General features: G+C 62.0%; 22 protein-coding genes. 13 read left to right on the top strand and 9 right to left on the bottom strand.

From position 1 onward, the window contains the following. Positions 1–3: 3 nt before the first annotated feature. The 5 genes from BMY38_RS17560 to BMY38_RS17540 all read right to left on the bottom strand — a co-directional run bounded on the left by BMY38_RS17560 (position 4) and on the right by BMY38_RS17540 (position 4,901). Positions 4–777, bottom strand: a complete 774-nt coding sequence (locus BMY38_RS17560; protein WP_092765309.1) for an ATP-binding cassette domain-containing protein — start codon at positions 775–777, stop codon at positions 4–6. A 4-nt stretch (positions 778–781) separates the two neighbouring features. Next, positions 782–1,858: an ABC transporter permease gene (locus BMY38_RS17555; RefSeq protein WP_092765308.1), complete on the bottom strand. Its 1,077-nt coding sequence runs from the start codon at positions 1,856–1,858 to the stop codon at positions 782–784. Between the two features lie 58 nt (positions 1,859–1,916). Next, positions 1,917–2,861, bottom strand: coding sequence for a sugar ABC transporter substrate-binding protein (locus BMY38_RS17550; protein WP_092765306.1), 945 nt, complete (start codon positions 2,859–2,861; stop codon positions 1,917–1,919). 81 nt (positions 2,862–2,942) lie between these two features. Then, entirely contained in the window at positions 2,943–3,737 is a 795-nt protein-coding gene (locus BMY38_RS17545; RefSeq protein WP_245737681.1) for a TIM barrel protein, read from the bottom strand. Between the two features lie 132 nt (positions 3,738–3,869). Then, entirely contained in the window at positions 3,870–4,901 is a 1,032-nt protein-coding gene (locus BMY38_RS17540) for a LacI family DNA-binding transcriptional regulator (RefSeq protein ID WP_092765343.1), read from the bottom strand. A 187-nt stretch (positions 4,902–5,088) separates the two neighbouring features. Between BMY38_RS17540 and BMY38_RS17535 the strand changes: the two genes are divergently transcribed. Further along, entirely contained in the window at positions 5,089–6,090 is a 1,002-nt protein-coding gene (locus BMY38_RS17535; protein WP_092765301.1) for a LacI family DNA-binding transcriptional regulator, read from the top strand. Here BMY38_RS17535 and BMY38_RS17530 read toward each other — a convergent pair. The 3 genes from BMY38_RS17530 to BMY38_RS17520 are packed head-to-tail and all read right to left on the bottom strand — an operon-like array spanning position 6,087 to position 9,253. Next, positions 6,087–7,244 carry a Gfo/Idh/MocA family protein gene (locus tag BMY38_RS17530; protein ID WP_092765299.1) on the bottom strand — a complete coding sequence of 386 codons (1,158 nt, stop codon included), beginning with the start codon at positions 7,242–7,244 and terminating at the stop codon, positions 6,087–6,089. The genes BMY38_RS17535 and BMY38_RS17530 overlap by 4 nt on opposite strands. 1 nt (position 7,245) lies before the next feature. Continuing rightward, positions 7,246–8,136, bottom strand: a complete 891-nt coding sequence (locus BMY38_RS17525) for a sugar phosphate isomerase/epimerase family protein (protein WP_092765297.1) — start codon at positions 8,134–8,136, stop codon at positions 7,246–7,248. A gap of 10 nt (positions 8,137–8,146) precedes the next feature. Continuing rightward, a complete protein-coding gene (locus tag BMY38_RS17520) occupies positions 8,147–9,253 on the bottom strand; it encodes a Gfo/Idh/MocA family protein (RefSeq protein ID WP_092765295.1) in 1,107 nt (368 codons plus the stop codon). Between the two features lie 99 nt (positions 9,254–9,352). Here BMY38_RS17520 and iolD point away from each other — a divergent pair, with 99 nt between their 5' ends. Genes iolD through BMY38_RS17495 form a run of 5 tightly spaced genes read left to right on the top strand, consistent with a single transcriptional unit; the run spans position 9,353 to position 14,685 of the window. Then, on the top strand, positions 9,353–11,218 hold the full coding sequence (gene iolD / locus BMY38_RS17515; protein WP_092765292.1) for a 3D-(3,5/4)-trihydroxycyclohexane-1,2-dione acylhydrolase (decyclizing): 1,866 nt from the start codon (positions 9,353–9,355) through the stop codon (positions 11,216–11,218). Next, entirely contained in the window at positions 11,215–12,054 is an 840-nt protein-coding gene (locus BMY38_RS17510; RefSeq protein ID WP_092765290.1) for a phytanoyl-CoA dioxygenase family protein, read from the top strand. Before iolD ends, BMY38_RS17510 begins: the two co-directional genes overlap by 4 nt. After that, positions 12,051–13,013, top strand: a complete 963-nt coding sequence (gene iolC / locus BMY38_RS17505; RefSeq protein WP_092765288.1) for a 5-dehydro-2-deoxygluconokinase — start codon at positions 12,051–12,053, stop codon at positions 13,011–13,013. The genes BMY38_RS17510 and iolC overlap by 4 nt, the downstream gene beginning before the upstream one ends. Positions 13,014–13,018: 5 nt before the next feature. Next, positions 13,019–13,861: a 5-deoxy-glucuronate isomerase gene (locus BMY38_RS17500; protein WP_092765286.1), complete on the top strand. Its 843-nt coding sequence runs from the start codon at positions 13,019–13,021 to the stop codon at positions 13,859–13,861. Beyond that, positions 13,858–14,685 carry a class II fructose-bisphosphate aldolase gene (locus tag BMY38_RS17495; RefSeq protein ID WP_092765284.1) on the top strand — a complete coding sequence of 276 codons (828 nt, stop codon included), beginning with the start codon at positions 13,858–13,860 and terminating at the stop codon, positions 14,683–14,685. The genes BMY38_RS17500 and BMY38_RS17495 overlap by 4 nt, the downstream gene beginning before the upstream one ends. 194 nt (positions 14,686–14,879) lie before the next feature. On the opposite strand, the gene BMY38_RS17490 is transcribed toward BMY38_RS17495, so the two are convergent. Then, positions 14,880–15,545: a DnaA N-terminal domain-containing protein gene (locus BMY38_RS17490; RefSeq protein ID WP_092765281.1), complete on the bottom strand. Its 666-nt coding sequence runs from the start codon at positions 15,543–15,545 to the stop codon at positions 14,880–14,882. Positions 15,546–15,961: 416 nt separating this feature from the next. On the opposite strand from BMY38_RS17490, the gene BMY38_RS17485 reads away from it, so the two are divergent. The 7 genes from BMY38_RS17485 to BMY38_RS17455 all read left to right on the top strand — a co-directional run. After that, a complete protein-coding gene (locus BMY38_RS17485; protein ID WP_092765279.1) occupies positions 15,962–17,263 on the top strand; it encodes an AAA family ATPase in 1,302 nt (433 codons plus the stop codon). Beyond that, a complete protein-coding gene (locus BMY38_RS17480) occupies positions 17,260–18,351 on the top strand; it encodes a ParB/RepB/Spo0J family partition protein (RefSeq protein ID WP_092765277.1) in 1,092 nt (363 codons plus the stop codon). Before BMY38_RS17485 ends, BMY38_RS17480 begins: the two co-directional genes overlap by 4 nt. Before the next feature lie 315 nt (positions 18,352–18,666). Continuing rightward, entirely contained in the window at positions 18,667–19,110 is a 444-nt protein-coding gene (locus BMY38_RS17475; RefSeq protein WP_281243242.1) for an invasion associated locus B family protein, read from the top strand. Continuing rightward, positions 19,107–19,439: a POTRA domain-containing protein gene (locus BMY38_RS17470; protein ID WP_092765273.1), complete on the top strand. Its 333-nt coding sequence runs from the start codon at positions 19,107–19,109 to the stop codon at positions 19,437–19,439. The genes BMY38_RS17475 and BMY38_RS17470 overlap by 4 nt, the downstream gene beginning before the upstream one ends. A gap of 39 nt (positions 19,440–19,478) precedes the next feature. Continuing rightward, entirely contained in the window at positions 19,479–20,636 is a 1,158-nt protein-coding gene (locus BMY38_RS17465; RefSeq protein WP_175495940.1) for a ShlB/FhaC/HecB family hemolysin secretion/activation protein, read from the top strand. A 57-nt stretch (positions 20,637–20,693) separates the two neighbouring features. Next, positions 20,694–21,257, top strand: a complete 564-nt coding sequence (locus tag BMY38_RS17460) for an invasion associated locus B family protein (protein WP_175495939.1) — start codon at positions 20,694–20,696, stop codon at positions 21,255–21,257. Between the two features lie 85 nt (positions 21,258–21,342). After that, a partial coding sequence (locus BMY38_RS17455) for a leukotoxin LktA family filamentous adhesin (protein WP_139204737.1) occupies positions 21,343–23,922 on the top strand: 2,580 nt, incomplete at its 3' end.

The raw sequence follows: 23,922 nt of genomic DNA, 5'->3' as shown, positions 1-23,922 counted from the left end.
CTTTCAGGAAACTTCGAAATTGTATTCCGGCTGCGTCTTTGCGCCGGTAATATAGGCCACCACGTCCTGCCCGTCGGTGTCGCCCTTGGCAAGGTTGGCAACCATGCGCCCGCGGCGGAACACAACGATCCGGTCGCACAGATCCATCACCTGCCGCATATTGTGCGAGATCAGGATCAGCGGCTCGCCCGCCTCTTTCAAGGTGCGGATGATGTTTTCGACCTGCGCGGTTTCCTGCACGCCGAGCGCCGCCGTCGGCTCGTCCATGATGGTCAGCTTGGAATGGAAGGTCGCGGTGCGCGCGATGGCGACGCACTGGCGCTGACCGCCCGACATATTGCGGATCGTGTTGTTGATGTTGGGAATCTTCACGGCGGTCTTTTCCAGACCCGCAATGGTCGCTTCGCGCATCGCCTTATAGTCCAGGATCGAGAACGGCCCCAGCCTGATCTTGAAGATCTCGCGTCCCAGAAACAGGTTGTCGGGCACGTTCAGGTCATCGGCCAGCGCCAGCGTCTGAAATACCGTCTCGATCCCTGCATCCCGCGCGTCCATCGGGTTTTCGAAATGCCGCTCCTTGCCGTCGAAGATCAGCTTGCCGCGGGTCGGAACCTCCACCCCGGTCAGCTGTCGCACGAAGGTGGATTTACCTGCCCCGTTGTCGCCCATGATCGCGACGTGTTCTCCGGCGCGCAGCGTGAAATTCGCGCCGGTCAGGGCATGCACCCCGCCGTAGTGCTTGGTCAGATCCTGCGTTTCCAGAATGATATCGCTCATGATCCTATCCCTTCAACGAAGCGCGTTGCTGGCGCCATTGATCGAGCACGACGGCCCCGACGATGATCACGCCCTTGACCATTTCCTGATAATAGGCGTCCAGCCGCAGGAACGTGAAACCCGAGATGATGACGCCGAAGATCAGCGCGCCGATACAGGTGCCGATGATCGATCCGCGCCCTCCCGACAGCGACACCCCCCCGATCACCGCCATGGCGATGGCATCGAGCTCATACATCAGGCCCATGCCGGTTTGCGCCGTCAGGTTCTTGGACGCCAGAACGATGGCCGAAAACCCGGCCAGTGCGCCCGCGATCGCATAGACAAGCGTCTTGTGCCGGGCGACCTTGATGCCCGACATCCGGGCCGCGTCCTCATTCGAGCCGATGGCGTAGGTGTGCTTGCCATAGACCGTGTATTTCAAGATCAGGTGGAACAGGATCGCCAGACCGGCGAACCAGACGACCGGCATCATGCCGTCGCCGATGGCCGCGAAACTTTCGGTCGGGAAGGACACCGGCTGTCCCCGCGACCACCACTGCGCCGCGCCGCGCGCCGCGACCATCATGCCCAGTGTGGCGATGAAGGGCGGAATACGCGTGAAGGCGATTAGCAGACCATTGATCATGCCCGCACCGATCCCGACGATCAGGCCCAACAGCACCGGCAGGATAACCGGGAGGTCCATCCATTCAGGCCCGAACAGCGACTTGGGGTTGGGGTTGCCGTTGACCATGCCGGTCTGCGCAAAGGACATTGTCACCATTGCGGTCAGTCCGACAACCGACCCTGCGGACAGGTCAATGCCACCGGAAATAATCACCTGCGTCGCGCCGAGCGCGATGATCCCGACGATGGAAACCTGAAGGATGATGATCTTGATCCGCGCCATGTTCAGGATCGTGCCGTCGCGCGCTTCGTTGAAATCGAACAGGAAAGACTGATCCCTGAATGTCATCCCCAAAGCCTCGAAGGCCAGAAGGATCAGGATAAGAGCGATGAAGACATTTGCCTCGTTCGGCCAGGATCGCTTCTTGGCATCGAAGGTCAGGCCTCCGGTTCCATGGGACGTCTCGGCCATCTGTTCGCTCCTCGTGGGTAAAGTAGGGCCGGAACGCATGTCCCGGCCCGTGCTCGGATCAGTTCTTGGAGGTGAAGTCATCCACGTTGGCTTCTGTCACCAGCTGGAACGGAATATAGACCTTCTGGTCGACGTCCTCGCCATTGGCCAGGGCCAGTGCCGCGTCGATTGCACCCGCACCCTGACCGGCGGCATCCTGGAACACCGTCGCGTCCAGATCACCGGCCTGCAGCGCCTGCAACGCATCCTGCGTCGCATCGACACCGACCACCACGATGTCGGCCATGTCGTAATCCGCAGCCTTCAGGGCCTGGATCGCGCCGAGGGCCATCTCATCGTTGTTGGCGAAGACGACCTGAAACTCGTCGCCCGCCGAGATGAAGTTTGTCATCAGGTCCGAGGCTTCGTCACGAGACCAGTTGGCGGTCTGCTTGTCGATCAGCGTGATGAAGTTGCACATGTCGATGCCGATGATGTCCTCGACATCCTTGGAGCGCTGCACGGCCGCCTGGTTCGACAACTGGCCCATCAGCATGTAGCCCTTGGCGCCCCCGGCATAACCCATCGACCGCAGCATCTTGCAGGCCTCGAACGCGGCGAGGGTGCCGGATTCGATCTCGTTCGACGCGACAAACGCCTGATTGTCCGGCAGGCTGTCGACGTTCGCAGGCTCCCGATTGACATAGACCAGGGGCACGCCGGCATCTTCGGCGGCCTTGGACATGGCGTCGACGGCGTTGGTGTCGACCGCGTTGACCACGATGGCGTCGACACCGCTGGCGATGAAGTTGTTAATCTGGTCCAGCTGTGCCGCGACGTCGTCCTGCGCGTCCTCGACCTGAATATCGACACCGTCCAGCGTAGCAGCGTGGTCCTCCATGCCGGTGCGCAGGGTCGTCAGAAAGTTGTCGTCGAAGCGCGCCATCGACACGCCGATGCTCTGGGCCATCGCGCTGGTGGTCATCAATGCGGCCACACCGGCCACGATAAGGGTCTTTGTCATCTTGTTTCCTCCCTGGTGAGTGTCCGGTGCACCCGTTTCTTTTGGCCGGAGCCCCGTTGATCGGGGTTCGATCCGTCGGTTTCAGGCGGCCTGTGCCGACCCTCGCGTTCGGATGAATTCCATTGATTGTCTTAACGCGCCGACCGGATCGGGCAGCGCGTGAAAGTCTGGCGAAAACGCCTCGAACGAAAACGGCCCGGTATATCCTGCCGTCAGCAACCGTTCGATCTGATCCAGATTACACAGCCGGTCGGCACCATCGATCAACCCGCGATGCGCATCGGTCATTTCGGATGTCTGCACGTCGGGGTCCGTCACGCCGGAAATGTGAACGATGCCGGTTTGCGCTGCGAAAATATCCGGTTCGCCCGACAGGTGATGGTGGAACGTGTCGTGGACCAGCCGCAACGTAGCGGATGCGTCCAGAGTGTCTATCGCGTCCAAAGCGGCGCGTTTCAGGCGAAGCGACGATGCGGTGAACCCCAAGGGCTCGACCAGGCCGGTCAACCCGTGATCCGCCAGCATAGGCATCAGATCACGCAGTGCCATGACCAGATCGCCGGTGCCGCCGTCGCATCGCGGAATCAAGGCAATGGATTCAGCCCCGGCCTCCGCCGCTGTCTGCATCAGAATCTGTGCCTGTGCCCGGCGATCAGATGTCCAGTCGTCGAACGCTGACACCTCGGCCAGCGCCAGCAGACGCAACCCGGCATCGCGGGCCAGCGCCCCTGCGTCCCCGGCGGGCATCCCGTCGAACAGGGGCCCCGGCAGATCAGAGCGAACCTCCACCCCGATGCACCCCAATTCGGATGCGGCGCGCAACAGCCCGGCAAAACCCATCCGGGCGACACTCATGTGGTTGAGCGCGAACTCCAACGACTGACCTCCTCCGCGATCCTCGCATCGCCCGCCAACTGTGCGAGAGGGACTAACGCCGGGTCAATGGCAGGCCGGTTTTCCCATCATCAATGAGGGACATGGGGCGCCGCCTTGCAAGAACTCCATCATTCATATCGATTCCGGCATGTGGATGTCTGGTCGCAGGAAGGTCTGCCCCGGAAGTGGCACACCTTCGGAGGCGCGCGCCTGATGGGCCAAGGTGAAAAGATTGCGACAAATCGTATTGAGCGGTGTGCCGATCACCATCTCCACATATCGGTCCGCCAGTGCTGACCGGCTTTCGGGGGTCAGTTCGTTCACGACCAGCGCCACCTCACGCGGTTGACGGGCTTCGCGCAGGGCCGCGATCGCCCCCTCCATTCCACCTCCGGCGCAATAGATGCCGCGCAGATCAGGATGCCGTGACAACAGATCCAGCGTTGCCTCGTAGGTCAGTTGCCGGGTCTCCAGATTGACCAGCGTATCCAGAATGGTGAACTCCGGCGCGAACTCCCGCTGATAGCTGCGGAACCCGGTTTCGCGCAGCTCGTGTCCATGCCAGCGGTGACCACCCACGAACATTGCCAGCTTGCCGCTGGTGCGTGCAGCAGTCGTCACCATATGCGCCGCCATTCGCCCTATTTTCATATTATTCAGGCCGATATAACTGTCGCGCGTGCCCTGGCCGAAGTCGTTGCACAAAGCAAAACAGGGAATGCCCTGTGCGTGCAGACGCTCGATCGCGGTCGTCACTTCGACATGGTTCACGGCGACCGCCGCGACGGCATCGACCCGACCTGCAAAGCCTTCCATAAGCCGGGCGAAATCGGCGGGCTGCTGGGTCGGCGAAAACTCGACGATGGCGCGCCCCCGGATATCCGGCGCGTGAATTGCCGCCTGTTCCGCAGCCCGTTTGAAGGCCTGCGAGAAAGAGTGCCGCTCCTTGCTCAACACGAATCCGATGGTCAGACGCGGCAGGTCCGAATGCACCCGGTGTCCGATCAATGCGGCGGCGTGATAGCCGATTGACTGTGCAGCCTCATAGACGCGCCGCGCCGTCTCAGGGCGCACTGACGCGCGTCCGTTCAGCACACGATCCACGGTCGCGGTGCTGACCCCGGCAGCGCGGGCCAGATCATTGATGGTCGGACGATTGGACATCATGGCCTCTCGAAATCATGATGCTTTAACATCATTTGATGCTGCTCATTGATGTTTTCTGATTTGTTTAGACAGAACAAGTCTTATTTTTTCGTCATTTCGGCACCGTAGAATTGGAAAATTTGCAACCGATTGCAATTTCGCCCCCGACAACAGAGAATCAGGGCCGGAAAACAGGGGGCAAAACATGCCGATCACGCTGAAGGATGTCGCCCTGCGCGCCGGAGTGAGTCGCTCTGCCGTGTCGCGAACATTCACCGAAGGCGCCTCGGTCAGTCCGAAAACCCGCGCCAAGGTCGAACGCGCCGCCGCCGATCTGGGCTATGCCCCTTCGGCCCTTGCCTCTGCCCTGTCAACCGGGCGCACCAAGCTGATCGGGCTTGTCGTTTCGAACTTTCACAACCCGTTCTTCCTTGAAGTCTTCGACCGGTTCACCCGCGGATTGCAGGAGCGCGGCCTGCGCCCCCTTCTGGTCAACCTGTCCGGCGAAACTGATCCCGAAGCTTCGGTGCGGATGCTGCGGCAGTATTCGGTGGATGGGGTGATCGTCGCCTCCTCCACCCTGCCCCCCAGCTTTGCAGGCGCGTTCCGGGCCGCCGGTTTGCCGGTCGTGCACTCCTTCGGGCGCTGGACCGACAGACCCGAAACCCACGTCGTCGGCATCGACAATGTGGACAGCGGACGGATGGCCGCACGCACACTGCTGGACCGGGGTTATCGTAAGATCGCTTTCCTTGGTGGCCCGGAATCCGCCACCTCGACGCAGGACCGGATGGCCGGGTTTCGGATGGCCCTGCCCGTCGACACTCCGCTCTCGACCAGTTTTGCCCTGACCTACTCCTTCGGTGCGGGTCGATTGGAAATGCAGCGCCTGCTCGCCGATGGTCCCCCGGCCGAAGCGTATTTCTGCGGCGACGACGTGCTTTCCATCGGGGTGTTGTCGGCCCTGTCGGACGCGGGCCTGTCGGTGCCCGGCGACGTCGGCGTGATCGGGTTGAACGACATGGAAATGGCAGGCTGGGAGAACATTAACCTGACCACGATCCGTCAGCCCATCGCCGAAATCATCGACGCCTCGATCGAACTGGCCGTCCTGTCGGTGGAAGACCCCGACCGCCTGCCCGAAGCGCGCCTGTTCCCCTGCCGGGTGACCGAGCGGGGGACGTTGCGCCCCCTGCCCCGGCGCTAGCGGAACATGGGCGGTCGCGCATCGACCCAGACCCCATCGGCCTTGCCCGATTCCGCCACCGCGAAGACCGCCGCCATCGACCGCAAACCGTCTTCGGCCCGTGGATACAGGTTCGCCGCCGGGTCCATGGTGCGCCCATCCTTGCGTGCGCGGATCGCCTCGGCCAGATCGGCATAGATATTGCCGAAGGCCAGCGGCATGCCTTCCGCGTGGCCCACTGTGACGCGACTGGTCCGGTCCGCCTCGGGCGAGAGGTTGCCTTCACCACGTTCGATCACCTGCAATCGTTGACCCAGAGGCATGTAATACAACTGGTTCGGCTGTTCCTGCGACCAGCGCAGCCCGCCGGTTTCGCCGAATACCTGTATGGCCAACCCGTGCTGCCGACCAATCGCGATCGACGAAGTCCAGAGCCGCCCGACAGCGCCACCGTCCATGCGGAAGTTGACCATCGCGTCGTCTTCCAGCGTGCGCACCGGGATGCCGGACACGATATCGGCGGAGAGCCTTTCGACCTCCTGCCCGGTCACGAAACTTGCCATGTGCATCGCGTGAATGCCGCAATCGGCGAACTGCGCGCTGACCCCCGCCTGGGCCGGATCGTAGCGCCAGCGGACACGTGGATTGTCGGCGTCAGTCGCGTCGGCATGGTGGCCGTGGGCAAACTCGGCCACGACGACACGAACCTTGCCGATATCGCCCCGCGCCACCATCGCCCGCATATGTCGCACCAGCGAATAACCGGAGTAGCCATAGTTCACGGCGCAGATTCTGCCGGTGTGATTGGCCAGATGCACCAGTTCTTCGCCTTCGGCGACGGTCATGGTCATCGGCTTTTCGCACAACACGTGAAAGCCGTTTTCCAGGAACGCCCTGGTGATTTCGAAATGGGTGGCGTTCGGCGTGGCGACAGTGACCAGATCGACGCGATCCGGGCGATCCTTTTCGCCCGCCAGCATATCCTGCCACGACCCATAGGCGCGGTCGGCGTCCAGCCCCAGTCTCTGGCCATAGTCCCGACCCTGTTCGGGCCTGTGATCCAGTGCGCCGGCAACGAAGGCAAATTCCCCGTCCAGGCCCGCGCCCAGACGATGCGCCGGCCCGATCTGGCTGCCTTCGCCGCCGCCGACCATGCCCCAGTTCAGTTTTGCCATCTTAGAATCCGATCGATTGCAGGTATTCACGGTTCGCAGTCGCGTCGCCCAGAGTGTCCGGGTTCAGCGTCGGATCGCAGTCCTGTTCAACCGTGCACCATCCATCAAACCCGTCGTCCAGCAAGATTTGGCGAACGGCCGGGAAGTCCACATCGCCCTGCCCCAGATTGCAGAAAATCCCCTGCCCGCAGGCCCTGTAGAAATCGGTCCGCCTGGCGACGACATCGGCCTTCACCTTCGGGTCGATGTCCTTGAAGTGCATGTAGCTGATGCGCTCGATGTGCCGCTTCATGAAAGCCACCGGATCGAAACCGGCATAGGAATGATGCCCTGTGTCGAAGCAGATCTTCAGGATGTCTTCAGGAACTTCGTCCAGCAAACGCTCCAGCTCGGGTTCGAAATCCATGAACCCCGCGGCATGGGCGTGGATGCCGACGGTCAGGCCATACTCCTGCGCCCCGATCTTCGCCACCGTGGCGATGCGGTCGCGGAAGGCCGCCCATTCGTCCTTGTCCATCTGCTCCGCCTCGGACTCGCGCCCGGCGGTCGGTGCCCGGCGCGGCGAGATGCTGTCGATCAGCACCAGATGCTTCGCGCCATGCGCGACCAGCGCCTTGCAGGTGCGGATGGCGCCATCCATCACGTCGTCCCATTGTTCGGGGTCGTGGAACGCCCGGAACACGACGCCCCCGATCAGCGTCAGATCATGTTTCGCCAGACCCTCGGCCAAAATGACGGGGTCTTCGGGCATGAACCCCACCGGCCCCAGTTCGATCCCCTTGTATCCGGCTTCGGCACATTCCTTCAGAACGTGCTGCCACGTCGGATTGCGGGGGTCGCGTGCGAATTCGACGCCCCAGGAACACGGCGCATTGCCGATACGTATCGTCATGATCTGGCCCTCACAAATCGACCCATTGGCGCTGGTCCGAAGAGGTCCAGGCGGCTTCGACCACCCGGTTGACCTCCATCCCGTCGCGGAAAGTCGGGAAAATGTTCGTATTCGTCTCGATGGCGTGCAGGAAATCCCGCGCCTCGATGATGATCTGATCCTGATATCCCGTGCCGTGCCCCGGTCCCTGACAGAAGGCGGCATAGTTCGGATGTGCCGGGCCGGTCAGAATTTTGGTGAACCCGCGCCCCGCTTCGGGGCCATCGGCGTAATATACGTGCAGCGCGTTCTGATCTTCCTGATCAAACCGGATCGCGCCTTTCGTTCCGTGGATTTCATAGCCGTATCCCATTTTGCGACCCGTCGCAGTACGACTGACGTAGAGCTGACCCATAACGCCGTTTGCAAAGCGCAACATCATCTGGGCGTGGTCGTCGTTCGTGACCTGCACCGGACCATCCGGGCCGGGGCGCGTGTCATGAACCGTCTCTATTTGTGCCATCAGGGACTTGATCGGACCCATCAGCGCCAGCGCGCAATTGATCGGGTGCGGGGCCAGATCGCCCATCGTGCCCGACGCACGGCCTTCGGTCCGCCAATTGGCGGGGGCATCCGGATCGGACAGGAAATCCTCTGTATGCTCTCCGCGAAACCAGGTGATCCTGCCAAGCGCACCGGATCTGACCAGTCGGATCGCCTCTTGTGTTGCGGGGGTGCGGACGTAGTTGAAACCGGTCATGTTGATTGCATTTGCCGCCTCGGCCGCCATGACCATAGCAGCACTGTCGGCGGCGTTTTCACCCAGCGGCTTTTCGCAAAACACCGGCAAACCGCGCGCGAAGGCGGCTTCGGCGATCTCCCGATGGGTGGATTGCGGCGAGGCGATGACGATCGCCTCGACCTCCGGGTCAGCGACCAGCGTGCGCCAGTCCGATGTCGCCCGCGCAAACCCATAGGCCGCGCGATACCGTTCTGCCGAGGCGTCGGACGTGGCACAGACCATCACGAGTTTTGGGCGCAAAGCCGTCTCGAACACGGGGCCGACGGCAGACATCGCCACCGCATGGGCTTTGCCCATATAGCCTCCGCCAATGATGCCAATGCCGATATCGCGCATAGTTCCCCCGGTTCCCGATTAGCAATTGCAACCGGTTGCAATATCCGTATTCTGGGATTCGAAAACGTGCAAGCGCTTTTCACCGGGAGGAATGCCGCAATGACAGATACCATCCGCCTTACGGTGGCACAGGCCATCGTGCGTTGGCTTCTGGCGCAACATATCGACATCGACGGAACCCGGACGCGCATCTGCGGCGGTGGTTTCGGCATCTTCGGTCATGGCAACGTGCCCTGTCTGGGCGAGGCGCTGTATCCGGTGCGCGATCAACTGCCGCTCTATCGCGGTCAGAATGAAACCAGCATGGGGTTCGCCGCTGCCGGCTATGCCAAATATCATCTGCGCCGCCGCTTCATGTTCTGCACCGCAAGCGCTGGCCCCGGCACCGCAAACCTGCTGACCGCCGCAGCACTGGCCCACGCAAACCGTCTGCCGATGCTGATGCTTTGCGGCGATACCTTCCTGACCCGCCTGCCCGACCCGGTGCTGCAACAACTTGAACATTTCGGCAATCCGGCACTGGGCGTGAACGATGCCTTCAAGGCTGTCACCCGGTTCTGGGACCGCATCACCCATCCGGCGCAGATCCTGCAATCGCTACCCGCCGCGCTGGCGACCATGCTGGACCCTGCCGATTGCGGCCCGGCGTTTCTGGGCCTGCCGCAGGATGTGCAGGGCTGGGCCTGGGATTATCCAAAGGCGTTCTTTGACAATCGGACACATCGCATTCGCCGACAGATGCCCGATACGGTCGAAATCTCCGAGGCCGCTACAATCCTCAAGTCTGCTGAACGTCCGGTCATCATTGCCGGCGGAGGCGTGCAGTATTCCGGGGCCGTGGCCGAGCTGACGCGTTTCGCCGAAACTCATGATATCCCGGTAATAGAGACAATTGCCGGCCGGGCAAATCTTCTGGACGATCATCCGCTGAACATCGGTCCGGTCGGCGTCACCGGATCGAACTCGGCCAACTGGACGGCGGAAAATGCCGACGTGATCTTCGCAGTCGGCACCCGCTTGCAGGACTTCACGACCGGCAGCTGGACCGCCTTTGCCCGCAACGCCAGATTGCTGACGCTCAACGTCGGACGTCACGATGCGGCCAAGCATCTGGCGACGACGGTCGTGGGCGATGCAAAGTTGGGACTGAATGCTGTCGGCGACGCTCTCGGTAATCACAAAACGCCCGCGGACTGGACCGCAAAGGCCAAGGCCGAGCGCGCAAAATGGAACGATTACCGCGCCGAGAACGTGACACCCGGCAACCGCCCGAACTCCTATGCCCAGGCCATTGGCACGATAAACGCGCTGATGGCCCCGTCCGACCGCGTCGTCGCCGCCGCCGGGGGCCTGCCCGCCGAAGTTACTGCCAACTGGCGCACCCTGAAGGCGGGCACCGTAGATGTGGAATTCGGCTTTTCCTGCATGGGTTACGAAATCGCGGGCGGCTGGGGCGCGCGCATCGCGCAGGCCGAGGACGAGCCCGACAGCGACACCGTCGTGCTGACCGGCGACGGCAGCTACCTGATGCTGAACTCTGACCTCTATTCCGCCGTCCTGACCGAAAAGAAACTGATCGTTCTGGTACTCGACAACGGCGGTTTCGCGGTCATCAACAAGTTGCAGAACAACACAGGGCAGGACAGTTTCAACAACCTGATCGCGGATACACCGACCGCCACCCGCCAGGTTCGTGTCGATTTCGAATCCCACGCCAAAGCCATGGGCGCACATGCCGAAACCGTCTCTAACGCGGGCGAACTGGCCGATGCCTTCACCCGTGCCAAGGCCTCTGCCCTTACCACCGTCATCGTCATGCAGGTCGATCCCTATGATGGCTGGACGTCTGAGGGGCACGCCTGGTGGGAGATCGGAACGCCCGAAATTTCGGAAACCAGGTCCGTCACTGCCGCGCACAAGGATGTTGAAGCCACGCGCACCAAGCGACAGAGGAAAGGCATATGAAAACCTACAAAGCCGATGCAGCCGATCCAGACGCCATTGTCGACGAATTGTTAAACGGCGGCGGGGCCGTGATGTTCAAAGGCCTGTTTGCACCCGAGGATATTGCCGAGGCCCGACGCATCATCCTCGAACATTCCAACAACGATGCGGCCAAGGTCACGCATTTTCAGGGGGCCGCCGCCAAGGATGGCCAGCTGGCCCTGCAACGACGGGTCTGGAACCTCTTGGCCAAGGGCGACGTGTTTGCCCGTATGGCCACGCACCCGGTCTTGATGAAAGTCCTGTCGAAATTCCTCGGCACCGGATTCATCATGGGCTCCATCGCGGCCAACCGCATCCTGCCGGGCGGGCCGGGTCAGGAACCGCATGTCGATTATCCCTATTGGGATTTTCATGCACCGGAAACGCACCCCATCGGCCTGAACGCCAGCTTTCCGATGAACGCGCAGGTCACCGTGATCCTCGATCCGTTCACCGAGGCGTCGGGCGCGACCGCCTATGTGCCCGGTACGCAGAAACATCTGCGATATCCGGGGCCGGAGGATGATTTTCACGGCAAATCTAAACGCATGCTGGGTGAACCGGGTGACACTGTGCTGTTTTTTGGTGCCGCCTGGCATTGCGCGATGCCGAACCGTTCCGACCATGAACGCTGCGCGGTTCTGACGAACTATCTGCCCAAGTGGGTCAAACCGCTGGAAGATATGCCCGCCGCCCTGCCCCGCGAACTTCTCGACACCGCTTCACCTGAACTGCGTCAGCTGTTGGGGTTCGACTATCCTTATCCCGAAGTTCTCGACACCGCCGATGCCGTCAATGCGGAAGGGCGAAAATGAACCTGTCGGACAAGGATTTCCTGATCGTCGGGCGCGCGGGTATGGATTTCTACCCCGACCCGCCCGGTACCCGCACCGAAGACGCCGAAAGCTTCGTGTCCTGCCTGGGCGGAAGCAGCGCGAATATCGGCGTCGCGCTGGTCAAACAGGGCTGCAAGGCCGCCCTGGTGACCCGTGTCAGCGACGATGCAATCGGACGGTTCGCCATCAACCAGCTGGACCGCTACGGTGTCGACCGCACCTGTGTCAAACCCGTGGGCGGCGAAGCACGCAACTCGCTCGCCGTGGTCGAAACCCGGATGGAGGACCACCAATCGGTCATCTATCGCAACGGCGCCGCAGACTTCGAGATGACGGTCGCTGATGTAGAGGCAGCGCGGTATTCGGGCCGCAGCGCCCTGATCACCACCGGCACGGTCTTTGCCGCCGATCCCAGCCGCACCGCAGCCTTTCGCGCCTTTGATCTGGCGCGAAGCGCAGACATCCCGCTGATCTTCGATATCGACTACCGCCCCTATTCCTGGACAAGCCCGCAGATTGCCTCCGACGTGCTAAGCCGCGCGGGCGACCTATGCGACGTCATCATCGGGAATGACGTCGAATTCGGATTTATGGCCGGCGACTATGAAAAGGGTCTCGAAAAGGCTCGAACGCTGGCGGAACAGGGCAAACTGATCGTCTACAAGATGGGCGAGAAGGGCGCGATCACCTTCCATGACGGTGACGAAATCCGCACCGGCATCTATCGCACAGATGCCCTGAAACCCACCGGCGCGGGCGACAGTTTCATGGGCGGGTTCATCGCCGGTCTGGCCAACGGCCACGACGTGAAATCGGCCGTCCTGCGCGGGTCGGCCAGCGCCGCGATGGTCGTTGCCCGCGTTGGCTGCGCCCCCGCCATGCCGACCACACTCGAACTCGAGGCCTTTCTGGCCAATCACCCCGGACCCACGGAGTAGCCCCGATGCACATCCCCCCCCATGACAATCACAACAAGCCGATCGTCGACGTCGACAATGCGACAGTTCCGCTGAACTACTTCAATATCGTCAAGCTGAATCAGGGCGAGACCTTCGAATATCGCGTTCCCGGATACGAGACCTGCATCGTGCCTGCGACCGGCACGGTGACCATCGAAACCGGCGGCGAGACCTACAAGGATATCGGTGTCCGCACCGGCGATGTCTTCGATGGCGACCCCGAAGGTGTCTATGTCCCGACCGATACGGGCGCGCAAATCACCTGTCGCAGTGCCACCGCCGAAGTCTTCATTGCAGGCGCCAAATTCGCCGACACGCTAAAGCCTTTCGCCGTCCGAACCAAGGATCTTGACAAGGTGCAATATGGCAGTGACGACACCAAGACCCATCGCCGTATCGCGCATATCCTGGGCGCGCAATACCATGACCGTGTTGGTCGGTTGCTGGTGTCGGAACTGTTCACCGTCGGTCAGGGCGGCTGGTCCGGTTTTCCCAGCCACAAGCACGACACCGACCGCCTGCCCGACGAGACGCGGCACGACGAGACCTATAACTTTCGCTTCAAACCGAACTACGGCTCGGGCGTGCAGATGCTGCAACGCGAAGATAACAAGCCCGGCGATGCTTATCATATCATGGATGGCTCCACGATCTGTCTCGACAAGGGGTATCATCCCTGCGCCGTTCTGCCCGGCTATGAAATGTACTACTTCACCATCCTCGGCGGACTCAGCCAGCGGTCGCTGAAGCAATATTTCCAGCCGACGCATGCCGAACAACTGCATACGATTCCGGGCATCATGGATATGGTGGCCAAGTTCAAATGACCCTCGTTCCCCTGTCCAACGTGCTGCAACCCGCGCTTCGGTATGGCCGCGCCATCGCCGGTGTCGTCTGTCTGGGGTGGGAGGATGCGCGCGCCTATACCGCCGCCGCGCAGACATTGGGTGTGCCGATCATCCTGCAAGCCGGGCCAGGCTGTCGCGCGCATACCCCCCTGCCCGTTCTGGGTGCGATGTTCCGGTCGCTGGCGGCCGACGTCGACGTGCCCGTCGTGGTTCATCTGGATCACGGGTACGAAGAATCCGATTGTGCCGCCGCGATTGATGCTGGGTTCACCTCCGTCATGTTCGACGGGTCGAAACTGTCGCTGGCCGACAACATCGACCGGACCCGTGCCATTGCTGACATGGCCCATGCCGCGGGTGTCAGTTGCGAGGGCGAAATCGGGTTCGTCGGCTATGCCGCAGGCGCCGAGAGCAAGGGGACCGACCCCGGCGAAGCCGCAGAGTTCGCCCGCGAAACCGGCGTTGACGCCATGGCGATTTCCGTCGGAAACATGCATTTGCAGACCGGTGCGGGCAATGGACTGGACGAAGCCCGCATCCGCGCGATCGAGGCTGTCACCTCCGTCCCGCTGGTCATCCACGGCGGGTCGGGTGTGCCGCACGGGCAACGGGCCGCACTGGCGCGCAGTTCGTCAATTTGCAAATTCAACATCGGGACAGAATTGCGTCAGGTCTTCGGCAGCGCGCTGCGCAAGACGCTGGCCGACGACCCTGCTCTGTTCGACCGGGCGCAGATCCTGTCCCGGATCGAAGCTCCGATTCGGAATGCGACCGTTGCCGTTCTGCGGTCCCTGGGCGACTGATCGAAACCCCGCTTCAGGATATGGCGACATTGGCACCGTTCAAGAACAGTTATACCGCTGCCTGCATCGCAATGTGATCACAGGGTTTAAGACGCTGTGTCTGTGGCAAGCGTTTCTCAAATCTCTTGATAAGAGCCTTTTATTCAATGCATGAGCGTATGTCAGACGATCTTTCGGGAATGTCCGACCAAGCTTCAATCGACCAGCTCCACCTCGCACCCCTGAAACCGCGCCAGGGCCTGTAGGCGACCCAAGTGATGCGTGCGCAGGAACGAGCCGTGAAATTTCGACGGCACCTTCAACCGCAAGACCCTGTTCCGTTCTCCCAACGATACCAGCGGCGCAAACCAGGCATTGAACACTCCGGGATCGTCTGCCTGCAATCGTGTGGCGATCTGCGACCATGCGCCTTCGCCCGCCACTGGAAAAGCCACGACTGTCGGATCGGACGCCGGTTCCGCAGGTTTGGCCCCCATCCGTTCCACGAAATCCGGGCCGACACATACCCAATAGGGTTCGGTCTGCATCAGGATCACATCCAGCCCCAGACCGTAACAGGCCACGCGACCGCGCGTCGAAGCACGTTTCAGAACCAGCCATCCCATATCGCGCAACCGCGCCATCTCACGCTTTACGGTGCGTTCATCGACGGACCAGAGCGCTGCAATCTCGCGCTGGCCTGTCGTCACCGTATCGTCCTGCCAGTTGTAGCGAGCAGTCACGAGGGTCATCAGGCGCAGCGCCAGACGCTGCCGATGCTTGTCCCCTCCGCAGGCATAGGCCCCGAGGGCAGTCAGGACATCGTATTTCAGCGAGGCCGCATACCGTCCTGTAGCCCGCGTTGTCTCCCGCCGTTTCATCTGTGTCCTGTCTGGCCGAGACCCATCCTGTCCTCCCGCCCTTGCCGCTCAATCCACCGTTATTTCGGCAGTTACCCTGATTTGCGTTGAGCGGGCCGATTCTGTCAAGCACTCCCATGCCTGTCATTCATCCTGAAAGAAGAATCCGGTATGAATCTGGTATAGGGGGACACTCTGGTTGTCCTCCTATAGGGCAGAAATGTCCCCTCAAAAAGCTTCGCGCTAGGGTCGATGTCACCCCAAATCAGTCTCTGGGACGCATATGGTGCCGAATCGGCATTGGCCCTTGCCTCATGGGTCCCGTCTTTCCCCGCGGGGAAATCATCCATCGCTGTTTCGTTCTAATCCGGGATTTACGCGGAGGTCAAATTCGGCGTATTCCTGATTACATGATCGAACAACGTTGAGGCAGACGGATGCTAGACTACCGCGACCTGCAGGAGCTGCGCGACAGCTCCCTCAAACTTCAGGGCTGGATACGACGGCAGACCTTTTCGCCTGGACATGAAAAGACGCTCCGCCGGTTCTCCTCATGGGAGGTATCGGAGCTTATTTTCCGCGTGAACCAGAATACTTTTCGCGGCCGCCTCGCCGCCGACCCTTCCCTGCCCTCCGGCGAAGTGGAGCAGGACGGACGGCAACGCTGGTTCAGCCTGGACGAGGTGAACGAGCTGCGCCGCAAGATGAAGATCAACCGCAAGTCGCTGATGCCCGCGCGCCCGACGGGCAAGCGCGCGATCCGGGTTGCCGTCAGTAACTTCAAGGGCGGCGCGGGCAAGTCGACGACGGCCCTGCATCTGGCGCATGCCGCCGCGCTTGACGGCTACCGCGTGCTCTGCGTCGATTTCGATCCGCAGGCGACACTCAGCCATTCGATGGGTCTGAGCGACGTTAGCGAGGACCACACCGTCTGGGGTATTCTGGCGCGCGATCTGATCCATGAAACACGGCGCATGAACAGCGCGACGCAAGGCGCAGAGTCGGGGCGCCATATGCCGCAGCGCCGCTTGCCGACATCGATTGCCGACACCGGGCTGGGCGAATTGCGGGTGGCTGATTTCATAAAGCCGACCTGCTGGTCGACTATCGATCTGGTGCCAAGCTGCGCCAATGCGGCCTTTGTCGAATTCGCCAGCGCCCAGTATCGGCACATGAACCCGGACTGGTCGTTCTTCGCCGCCGTGTCCCGCTGGCTGGATGCCCTGCCCCGCGATGCCTACGATATGGTGATCTTCGATTGCCCTCCGGCCATCGGCTACCAGTCGATGAATGCGGTGTTTGCGGCGGATGTCCTCTATGTGCCGTCGGGACCGGGGTATTGGGAATACGACAGCACCACGTCGTTCATCGGTCAGTTGTCGGAAGCGCTGGAGGATCTGGTCGGCTTCGGTGATTTCCCCGCGGGGAAATCGGATTTCGGCAAGAGTTTTCTGGACATCCGGTTTCTGCTGACCCGCTACGAGCCGGGGAATGATCTGCATCGCGCGATGAAAGATGCGTTCCACAAGGTTTTCGGTGACCGTATGGCGCTGCATCCGATCGAACACACGCGCGCGGTCGAGCAATCGGGGCGATTCCTGAGTTCGGTGTATGAGATGGATTATCGCGATATGACACGGGAAACCTGGCGACGGGCACGATCGACATTCGACGTTGCTTATGAGGAATTCAGGGACACCGTTCTGGCCGCATGGGACAATATGGAGGATGACGCATGAGCCGCAAACGCCGCATGTTCGACGTGGATCTGCCGGACGAAGCCGTTCCGGAGCCATCCGACATGCCCGAGTTGGAGACGAAATCTGCGCGGCGCGGACCCATGGCTTCGGCCATCGGCGAAGTTGGCGATGCCCGGCGCTATCGCGAAAAGGTCGAGGCCGATATCAGGGCTGAAAATGACGCCTTGGCCCATGAACTGGTACGCCTGAAGAAACTGGGCCTGGTGACCGACCTGATCCCGTTGGATAGGGTGCGCACGACCAAGCTGACACGGGACCGCCGTTTGTCGGACGACATGGATCTTGGCGATCTGAAAGTGTCGTTGCGCGAGATCGGGCTGAGCAATCCGATCCGGGTCGAGGCGGACGGGCAGGGCGGATATGAACTGGTGCAGGGTCTGCGCCGATTGACGGCCTACCGGGAACTTCTGGTCGAAACCGAAGACGCCAGGTGGATGCATATTCCGGCGGGTATCTTCGCCACCGGGGAGAGTGACGCGGGTCTGTATCGGCGGATGGTGGACGAGAACCTGATCCGGAAGGACGTCAGTTTCGCCGAGATGGCATCGTTGGCGCGGGCCTATGCCGCGGACGGGGTCGACGGATGTGAGTCGCTGGATGCGGCGGTGAACGCGCTGTTTGCAAGTGTTTCGCCCCAGAAGCGGAGCTATATCCGGCGGTTCGCATTGCTGCTGGCACGTCTGGACAAGGTGCTGGAGCATCCGGCGGCGATGCCCCGCTCGCTTGGTCTGCAACTGGCAGATCGGCTGGAGGCCGATCCGGCGTTCGTAGGGGTTGTCAGCGATGCCTTGCGCGCCGCGCCGACGCGCGATGCGGCGGAGGAGCTGGCAATCCTGCGACGCGTGATCGAGGGGCATTCGGTGCCGCTACCGGTCAAGGCGCGGGGCGTGCCCAGGGGGCGGCGGGGCAGGGTGGCCCTGACGGTTCCCGTCGGACCGGGGGTGCGGGCAACAGCGACCCAGGGCAAGATGGAGCTGCGCGCCGATATTGATTTCGGGGCCGTGGACCGGGCCCGGCTGGAACGGGCGATCGAGGCATTTTGGCATGAGATCGGAGATGCGGAGTGATTTCCCCGCGGGGAAATGCAGTGATGAATTAAATATTATATTTCAATAGGTTGCCAATAAGTGATTGAATGGGCTAGTGGCTCTTGCCCTGTGCCGGGGGTGCGTCGTCCTGGCATCCGGCAACGTCTTGCCGAACGCTTTCCGTGGCTTTGGCCGCATTCATAATTCTGCAAAACTGAAGCGTATTTACCTAAACTTTTGGCAGGGTTGCGAAATATTGCCGATTAAATTACCCAAGGTCAGGGGGCGGCATGTCCATGGACTGCCGGACGAAGGGATGTGAGTGTGAACGGTTTCCGGCTTTTTAGCCTTCTGATGATCTGTGCCGCCAGCATATATTGGCCTCAGCAGAGTCTTGCCGCCGTCTACGAGGGCTGGGCGGTATCCTGCCGGAATGACGCCTGTTTCGCCGAATCGACTGTTCTTGCCTCGGACCGGACCTGGTTGATGACGGTCCGTGCGCGGGCCACGCATCCGGGTGCCGAGGTCCAGGTCATCGTTCCGGCGGGCGTCCATATCGCCAGCGGCCTGTTCGTGGGCGTTCCTGGCGGAACGGTAAAGCAGGCGCAGTTCGTTCGCTGCGAAGCGCGCGCCTGCGAAGCGCAATTGAAACTTTCGGAAGCGGAATTGCTGGGCTGGAAGCGAGGGCGGGCAGCGCAGGTACGATATCGCCCGCGGGTCGCCGTGCGTCCTGTGGCATTTGAACTGTCGTTGAGTGGAATCACTGCCGCGATCCAGGACCTTGAGGAAAAGCAATGACGATGCGGGCATATCTTGCGGTCATGGCGGCCATCCTGACAATCCTCGGCCTGCCGCAGGTCGTACAAGCCCAGACCTTCGAGATTTCAGGCGTCGACTTTTCCGACAGCGTCTATCTGGACGAGGCGGAGTTGCAGGCCGTCGCCGCGCCCTACGTCGCGAGACCCGTTGAATTCGACGACCTGCAAAAGCTGCTGGGCGAGGTCCAGGGCCTGTATTCCCGTGCAGGGATCGTGACGGCCCAGGCCATCATTCCGCCGCAGGAGTTGGTGAACGGTGTTCTGAAAATCGAACTTGTCGAAGCTTCGGTCGAGACAGTACGGGTCTAGGGGTTCGGCCGGACGCAACCTGATTTCCTGCGCCGCAACGTGTCGTTGAGACCGGGTGATCTGCCGGATTTCGAGCGGTTGGAACGTGATCTGCGGGTGTTCGACCTGAGCCATGACGTGACCCCGACGATTTCCTTCGAGCCGGGCGAAGCACCGGGGACGACAGTCGCGGTGATCCGTGGCGAGGCCCCGAAGCGGAATGTCTTCGGCGTGAGCCTCGACAACTATGGGCGCGAAGAAACCGGAGAGGCGCGACTGACCCTGTCGGCAGTGCGGCGCAACCTGACCGGTGTGCGCGACACGCTGACCGCACAGACCACACTGACCAGCGGATCGGTCTCCGCAAACATCGGGTATTCGCGGCCCGTGGGGCCAGGAGGCGGGCGGATTCTGGGCTCGCTCAGCTATTCGACGTCGCAGATCATTGCCGGAACGTTCACGCCAATTGCCGTGTCGAGCGACAACATGGGCGTGACGCTGGCCTATCGCCGTCCGATCCGGGTGCTGCCGTTCAGCCACGTCATCGTCGAGGGTGGGCTGGCATACGAGACGTCGGAGTCGGTGACCAACGGCCTGCCGTTCTCGGACATCAAGCTGACGGAATTGTATGCGCAGGGAAGCTATTCCCGGCGGCTCGAAAATTCCGCCTTCAGCCTGTCGCTGGGTCTGCGGGCCGGATCGGCACAGGCGGCGGGCACCACACAGACCGAAGGCAGTTTCACGCTTCTGTACGGCAGCGCCAGCTATGCACGTCCCCTGACGGAGAGGTTCATGTTCGACGGCAACCTACGGTTCCAGGTCGCGCCCGATCAGAACCTGCCGGTGGCGCGCCTGTTTTCGATCGGCGGTGTCGGATCGGTCCGCGGCTATCCCAACGATATCCGGTCGGGCGACAGCGGCGCGGTGCTGAACCTTCAGGTGTCGAAGCGCGAGCCATTCAGCGTAGCGGGAGACCGGCTGTCGATTTCACCCTTTGCGTTTGTCGATATCGGGGTCGCGGTGCCGTTCAGAGCGACCAGTGCCGGCTTCAACAGCGATCAGGACCTGCTGTATTCGACAGGTCTGGGCGCGTTGTTCGATCTGAGCGGGCGACTTGACGTGCAGGCGGTCGCGCTGATCGGTGTGCCGCTGAAAGAGACGTTGGGATACCCGGACCCAAAGGCCCGCGCCTACATCGGACTGGATTATAAATTCTGAATGGTTCCCGGAGCGGAGCCCTGAAAATCGCGACTGAACTAAATGAATGAGGAACGAATGAAACTGACGGGATTGATACTGGCATTGAGCCTGACGGCAGGTATGGCAGCAGCGCAGGACGCCACAACCGACACGGAAACTGACGCTGCAACCGATGCGTCAGCAACCTCGCAGGATCTGGCGAACGGCACGACCTTCGGCGACTGGCTGGTGGCCTGCGAGGCGATCTCTGTGCGCGACACCGCATGTCGTCTTGTGCAGACGCTGACGCTGACCGACGGGCAGACGCTGGTCTCGAATTTCATCACCGTTCCGTCCGAGGATGGTGCCATCCTGATCGCGCAGGTTCCGATGGGCGTCTATCTGCCCGGCGGCGCGGTCTATCGCTTCGCTGGCGACGAGGACGCCGAGCAGCGCGAGATGATCTGGCAAAGCTGTCAGGGTCAGGTCTGCGAGGCTGCCGCGCCGCTGGACGCCGAGGAGCTGGCCGCGATGGATGCGGCAGGCAAGCTTCTGTTCGGTTATCGCATCCGGCCCGACGCCGATCCGGTGGTGGTCGAGGTAGACGTGACGGAATTGAGCGAAGGCCTCGATGCGCTGCGCGCGGCCCGCAGCCAGTAACGACCGCGCGCCCGTTGGCGCGTGATGCAAAGGCCGGTCGGCGCAGCCTGCGCCCGCCAGCAACCGAGACGAGTTAGGACGACCTGTGGTTGATCGCATCAGACAGACGAACGGAACGCGGGCAGGGGGCATCGGCCTTCTGTTGCTGGCCGGACGAATGGTCAGCCGAACGATCGCCATAGCGGCCTCCGTCTCGGTGGCCGTGGTGCCCGCGATGGCACAGGTCGTTGCCGATGGGGCGACGGCGACCAGCGTCGTATCCGGGGGCGGCGTGACCAATGTCACGACGGCCACAGTGACGAACGGGACCGGCTACAATACCTTCAGCCAGTTCGACGTCGCGGCCGGCACGACCGTCAATGTGGTCGAGCCGACGGACGCAAGCGCGCTGGTGAACATCATACGGGGCGGTCAGTCGAACATCTCCGGCACGGTAAACGCGCTGAAGGGCAGTGCGGCAGGCCCGGTCGGCGGCAACGTCTTCTTCGTCAACGCAGACGGATTCATGATCTCGGCCAGTGGCGTGATCAATGCGGGCAACCTGACGCTGAGCGCGCCGAACCGCGATTTCGTCGACAGTCTTGCAGCCGAAGCGACGGGGGGCATCGGGGGATCCACGGCGGCGCTGTTCGCCGGGACGGAAAATCTGGTTGGCGGCGGCGATATCACGGTTGAAGGCGCAATCAACGCCAGCCGTCTGGACATGCGGGCCGGTGCGCGGATGATGATCAGCGGTCAGATCACCGTCGATGCACCCGATGCGACCGGTCGGATTCAGCCCGCGGTCAATGCGGAGGGCCGCCCCTCGGCCGGCGGTGTGTCGATCGGATCTGACGGAGTCGTGCGCCTGTTTGCCAAGGGCGACGTTGATCTGTCTCCGACCGTTGCGGCCCCGGCACCCAAGATCACGGCCAGCCGGGGCGATAGCGGCGGTCTGGTCGAGGTCATCGCCGAAGGCGTCCTGACGATCGACGCCGATTTCGACGTCTCGGGCATGAACGCGGGGCAGGGCGGTGCGGTCACACTGTTCGCCGAAGGCAACGCCGCGATCAGCGACGCGACCGTGATCGATGCAAGTTCCGTCGCGGGCGACGCGGGCTTTTTCGCGCTGACCGCGAAAGCTGGCGATGTCACGGTCGGTCAGGTTGCATTCAAGACCGCCGAAACGGTGATCGAAGGCGAAGGCGTCACGGTTACCGGTGCCGTGACGACCGACGGCGGCAGCATCGCGCTGGTTGCCGACGACGCCGCGCGAATTGCCGCAGGAGCGAGCATCGATACACGGGTCAGGACGGGTGCCGGTGACATCGTTATCGTGGGCGAGACTATCAGCGTCGAAGCAGGTGCGAAATTGCAGGCGCAGAACTCGGCGGCGAGCGGACTCGTGGCCCTGACGGCACGGGCCGTCACCGAAGGTGTGGCGTGGAATTTCATCCCTGAAGAAAACGTCGCCAGCGTCACCATCGACAGCGCCACGATACAGGGTGGCACGGTGATCGTCACGGCGCTGGCCACGGCCTCCAATACCCTTGGCAGCGACGATGCCGCCACCGAGGCGGCGCAGGTCGAATCGATGGAGGACGGTGTCGCCGCGTTCGAAGCAGAGTTCGCGAACACCATCGACCGGATCGAAGGATTAATCACTGACGGGTTCGAGCGCGGGTTGCAGACCGTCAGCGACCTTCTGCCGGTGCAAGTGCAGATCCTCAGAGCCGACGCGCGCGTGACCATTACCAACAGTGTCGTGAATGCGGATGGACGCTGGACACCTGCTGCCGTCACGACGGCGGATGCGACGGTCGACGGATCGGTTGACGGTGTCTTTTCCTCCACCGCACTTGGCGCAGGCACCACCCCGATGGGTCTGCGGATCGATGGATATGCCTTGTTCTCGGGCGGAGCGCTCGGGGTGAAGGTTTCCTTGCCGGCGGTGTTCGATACCGCTTCCGAGACTATGCTGGTTGCCAGTCACGCGCTGACCCAGTTTGCGATTGCCCCAAAGGCCTATGGGCTGGGCGTCGCGGTCGCGAACGCCAATACCACGTCGCGCACCACAATTACCGGTGGATCGCTGGTCAATACCGGCGGCGGTACGCGCCTTCTCAGCACGGCTTACGAAGATCATGCGCTGACCCTGAATGCCAGCAAGATCGCGAACGGTTCGAATGCGGTGGGCGTCGTTGTCCGCAGCCTTGAAAACCAGTTGCGCGTCTCGGGCGGCACGGTATCGACCACGGGCAACCTGATGTCCGAGGCGTTGACCGGAAAACGCCATTCCCTGTCCGTCGGGGCCAACGGCGGCACCAACGGTGTCGAGGCGGTGGCGATCAACGTGTCGGTCGGGCAGGGGCTGACGGAAGCCGCGCTCGGAGGGACGATAACGGTCGGCGGCGATCTGGGACTGAGAGCGGAAACCCTGTATTTCGACAAGAGCTTCGCCACCACCGCCGCATTGGGTGCGGCGAATGTATTGACGACGCTTCGCAACAAGGTCATCGCGGGTGCCGCGCGGTCGCGCGGTCTGACCGCGATTGCCGACAAGGTTCAGGGCAAGCCCGCCGACCCAAACCGCAAGCCGCATTTCGGTATCGGTGCCGCCATCGGGGTCGAGGTCGATAACGACAATACGTTTGCCAGCCTCGGCGGCAGCTATCGCAATCTGGAC

Origin of the sequence: Jannaschia helgolandensis, assembly GCF_900109285.1 — a bacterium.
Taxonomy (GTDB): Bacteria; Pseudomonadota; Alphaproteobacteria; order Rhodobacterales; family Rhodobacteraceae; genus Jannaschia; species Jannaschia helgolandensis.
This window is presented reverse-complemented; position numbering and strand designations above follow the sequence as displayed.